Origin of the sequence: Flavisolibacter ginsengisoli DSM 18119, assembly GCF_900129295.1 — a bacterium.
Lineage (GTDB): Bacteria > Bacteroidota > Bacteroidia > Chitinophagales > Chitinophagaceae > Flavisolibacter > Flavisolibacter ginsengisoli.
In genome coordinates, this window is record NZ_FQUU01000044.1 from 1 (window position 1) to 3,641 (window position 3,641).

2 protein-coding genes are annotated in these 3,641 nt (G+C 41.4%); both read right to left on the reverse strand.

Going from position 1 to position 3,641, the window contains the following annotated elements:
- Window positions 1-1,909, reverse strand: a 1,909-nt coding sequence (locus tag BUA53_RS20760) for a hypothetical protein (RefSeq protein ID WP_217653046.1), incomplete at its 3' end; no start/stop codon positions are given.
- 676 nt (window positions 1,910-2,585) lie between these two features.
- A partial coding sequence (locus BUA53_RS21370) for a hypothetical protein (RefSeq protein WP_175546136.1) occupies window positions 2,586-3,641 on the reverse strand: 1,056 nt, incomplete at its 5' end.

Consider the following 3,641-nt stretch of genomic DNA (forward strand, 5'->3'; position numbering starts at 1 on the left):
TGATATTGCCTGTGCTTTGAGTTGAAGCTGTAAAGCCACCAGGTCCTGTCCATGCATACGTTGTCATGCCTGCCGTAGCAGTGAAGGAAGTTGTTGTACCTGAACATATGACATTAGTGCCTGTGATAGAGCAAGTTGGCAATGGATTAACTGTAACAGTATAGGTACAAGTCCTGTCAGGAAGAATACCTGTAACATTATCAATAGTCATTGTTAGTACAAATGAGCCATCACCATTGGTATTAACCGTAGCTGTTCCGGTATTATCAACCGCGCTTGTAATTGTTCCATTACCTGTAATTGACCATTTATAAGCGAAATCAGTGGTGTTAAGGGTATAGGGGGTCAGTGTATTAGGATCACCATAGGTGTACACTAATCCTGTTTCACCGTTGCAAACCGAGTTATCGCCATAAATACCGCAAGGTTCCAGCGAAGCGTCTGGTATTACCTGTACCGTTTCTTCACTGGTGCAGCCAATAGCATCTGTAGCCACAACTTTAAAGCTATATGATGCTGGCAATGGATTAGGTAAGGTATTAACTGTAAAGGTTGCATTGCCAGTAGAAGAATTGAATGTAAAGGAAGTATTGGCATCTGCAGTTAACTGCGTCCATGCATAACTGATAGTACCGGTACCACCCGTAGAAGTTGCTGTTAAATGAGCTGTATTGCCTTTAGCAAGGTTTAATACCTGGCTATTAGGTGCCCCATCTACTACAGGAGGAGTTGGTCCTGCCAATATTCCAGTAGTTGCTGAAGAGGTACAGGCAATATATCCACTGGTGTTAGGCGGCACATATGCGGTGACAGGATTTAATGTCAGGCTATGTGTTTCTCCATAAGGGTAAACAGCACAGATTTTTACAAAAACGGCTCCGTCAGGTATAGTACCCAGTGTAATGGTTGGATTAGCACTTGTAGTTGGTGAGCCTATCATAGCTCCAACCGTACCATCTGAATTCCCCAGGTAATAAGTGACCGTGTAAGAACTGGCTGGTGTTTGAGAATTATCAGTCAATGTCCACTGACCAGCACTGCCACCGAACCATGCACATGCCTGGTAACCGGTGCCTGTGCAGGAAAGATCTTCCTTCAGGAAAGTTAATGTGCATGTGGAACCTCCACATCCATACCTGGACTTGTAGGTCAGGTTCATACTGCCCGGGAATGTGGATTTGCCATCACCAGTACCGGCATCATTTAACCACATAGCAAGGTAATAGTTGGTTGGCAGGGTAAATGAAGGTACTGTGATCGTTGACCACCCATTACCACTTGTACCACAATCAGCATACACCAGGTGAGCAGGATTCCCTGAAGGTGTGCCTAATGGAAGTGGGGGGTAGGAAGTCCCCGTAGCACCGTGAGCAGCTGTTGGTTGTGCAAACGCAGTATCCACATAATATAAGGCCCAACCCAGTATTTGATTAGAAACTATCTGGAACTGGTAAGTACCAGCCAAAGGCCTGATATCGAAATTAAACCAAACGATGTCTTCGCCTTCAGATGGTGCATTCACAGAAGCAGTACGTGTTTCTGTGAGCTGGTCGAAACAGTTGTTGAAATTAGAAGCAAGTATGGAAAAATCTGCAGCATGGTAGGTGCCTTTAACTGCTTCCAAACCTGATTCTGTTTCAGCCGAACTGGCACAGCGTACAATTCCCTTTGGTTGCAGATTTGGAGATGCAAAAACCAAAGGTTCCCACATGTTAGTTTGTGTATTATCTGTTGTATTTTGCCGCCAGCCATCACCAGCAAACCACCTGTGAGCGGTAGCCGGAGAACCTGCCTGGGCTAAAGAAGTATTGGTATAGAATGAAAGCAGGAATAGAATTGAAAATATCCTGAATCCACCTGCCAGGGCCGTTCGCCAGTTTGCCTGGCTAGGTTGAGTAGATGCTCTCATAATGGTATTATTTGATAATTAAATTATTGATAAGGTTCTTATCAATTCTGGACAGGCTTTTTAGAGGATAAGATATTCTTACAATTTTATGTAGGTGGTGATTTACCATAGGTAAACAAATAGGCAGGGAGTTGCAGGTTAGTAAAACATTTCATAACGAAACGTTTTGAAGTATGGTTACATAATGATACCAAAAGAAGGCTTAACAGAATTGGAATTCAAAATAGTAATTACATAAGGGAAGAATAATAATACCTGGAGGATGAATTCAATAAGGAGGATAATATTATTATAATAACTGAGACAAATCTAAACTACCCGTTTTTGTAAATCAATGATATCTGTCATAGAAATGGAAGAATATTCAATTCAAGGTTTAGTATATCTAATGCCAGAATTAGAACTATTTCAACTCTGAGACTCAACCGTAAATAATATTCTTCTTGTCTAAATGTTCAGCTTTACCAACTAGTTCCATATGTAAACATAGCAAGCATCTCAATTTTTTTATGGAGCATAAGAATTATTTTAAGGATGTATTACAACCCGATTATCAGAGATCCTTCATATTAAGTCTTGGAATTAAATTTTAGCTACCTATAAGGGCTTGATTATTTGATTAAATAAAAAAAGGATGCCCAATTGGGCATCCTTGAAATGTCGGCTTTTCTGTTGGTTATTCTTTTGCGTTCAACAATTTGCCGCTTACTTTTTGACCATTGATGGTAAACACATAGATCAGGTTTTGTCTTGCAACAGTTGGCACACGGTATTCTATTACCTTTTCCGAATTGGCATTAACATGTCCCTGGAAAACTGTATTTATTTTTTGGCCCACCATGTTGAATACATCCAGTGATCCCTGTCCTGATGCGGAAGATCTAATAGTAAATCTTACTTTATCACTAAAAGGATTAGGATAAGCATTCACTTTAACAAGGTCTGGAATGACTTCCATAGATTTTGGTGCGATCCTGCTGGTAGTAGTGATTAAACTACTTATACATAGATCATACCTAATAAACCGGGAGCATCCATCAAAGGCATTATTAATAGCATCAACTGCATTATTCACATCACTGTAAGATGGAACAATGCGTGGCATTGCCTGCGTGCCCATATTTGTACCTGGGATTAATGCACCACCTAATACATCGTTAGCCAGATCAAGCAAATTAGCGACAGTTGCTGTAATACCATTGTAGGTGAGATAATTCACCACATTTTGGTTCATTTCAATAGTGCCACGACCTGTAACCAGGCATCCGGACTGAATCATAAAGTTTGATAAATGATTTCCAGGTAACCTGGTATTAAGCATCAATGTGATCGTTTGTGATAACAATACATTGTTGATCTTTCCCTGATCTGTAACGTAGGAATTCAGGAAGCAACTACCTGCGGTTGTTGACATGGTGCAATCGCCAGCTACCAAAGCAACAGGAGTGCTGCCACCTGGCATAAAGCCATTGACCATGGTTGCACTACCCGCTGGGATCATTACAGAATGTCCCGGACGACCAATAGTCATGGATGTTGTCAATAAGCCTGGTAACATAGCCAAGCCATTTTTATTACCCCAGAATCCTTGCGTATAAGAACAATAGGTGCATATAGCAGCATTAACTACAGCTGTAGTACCGGAAGAGGTACATCCGCCTGTTGTCTTTACTCTTACTGTATATGTGCCCGGAGCAAGACCACTGAATGTCGGACTTGCCTGGAAGGCACC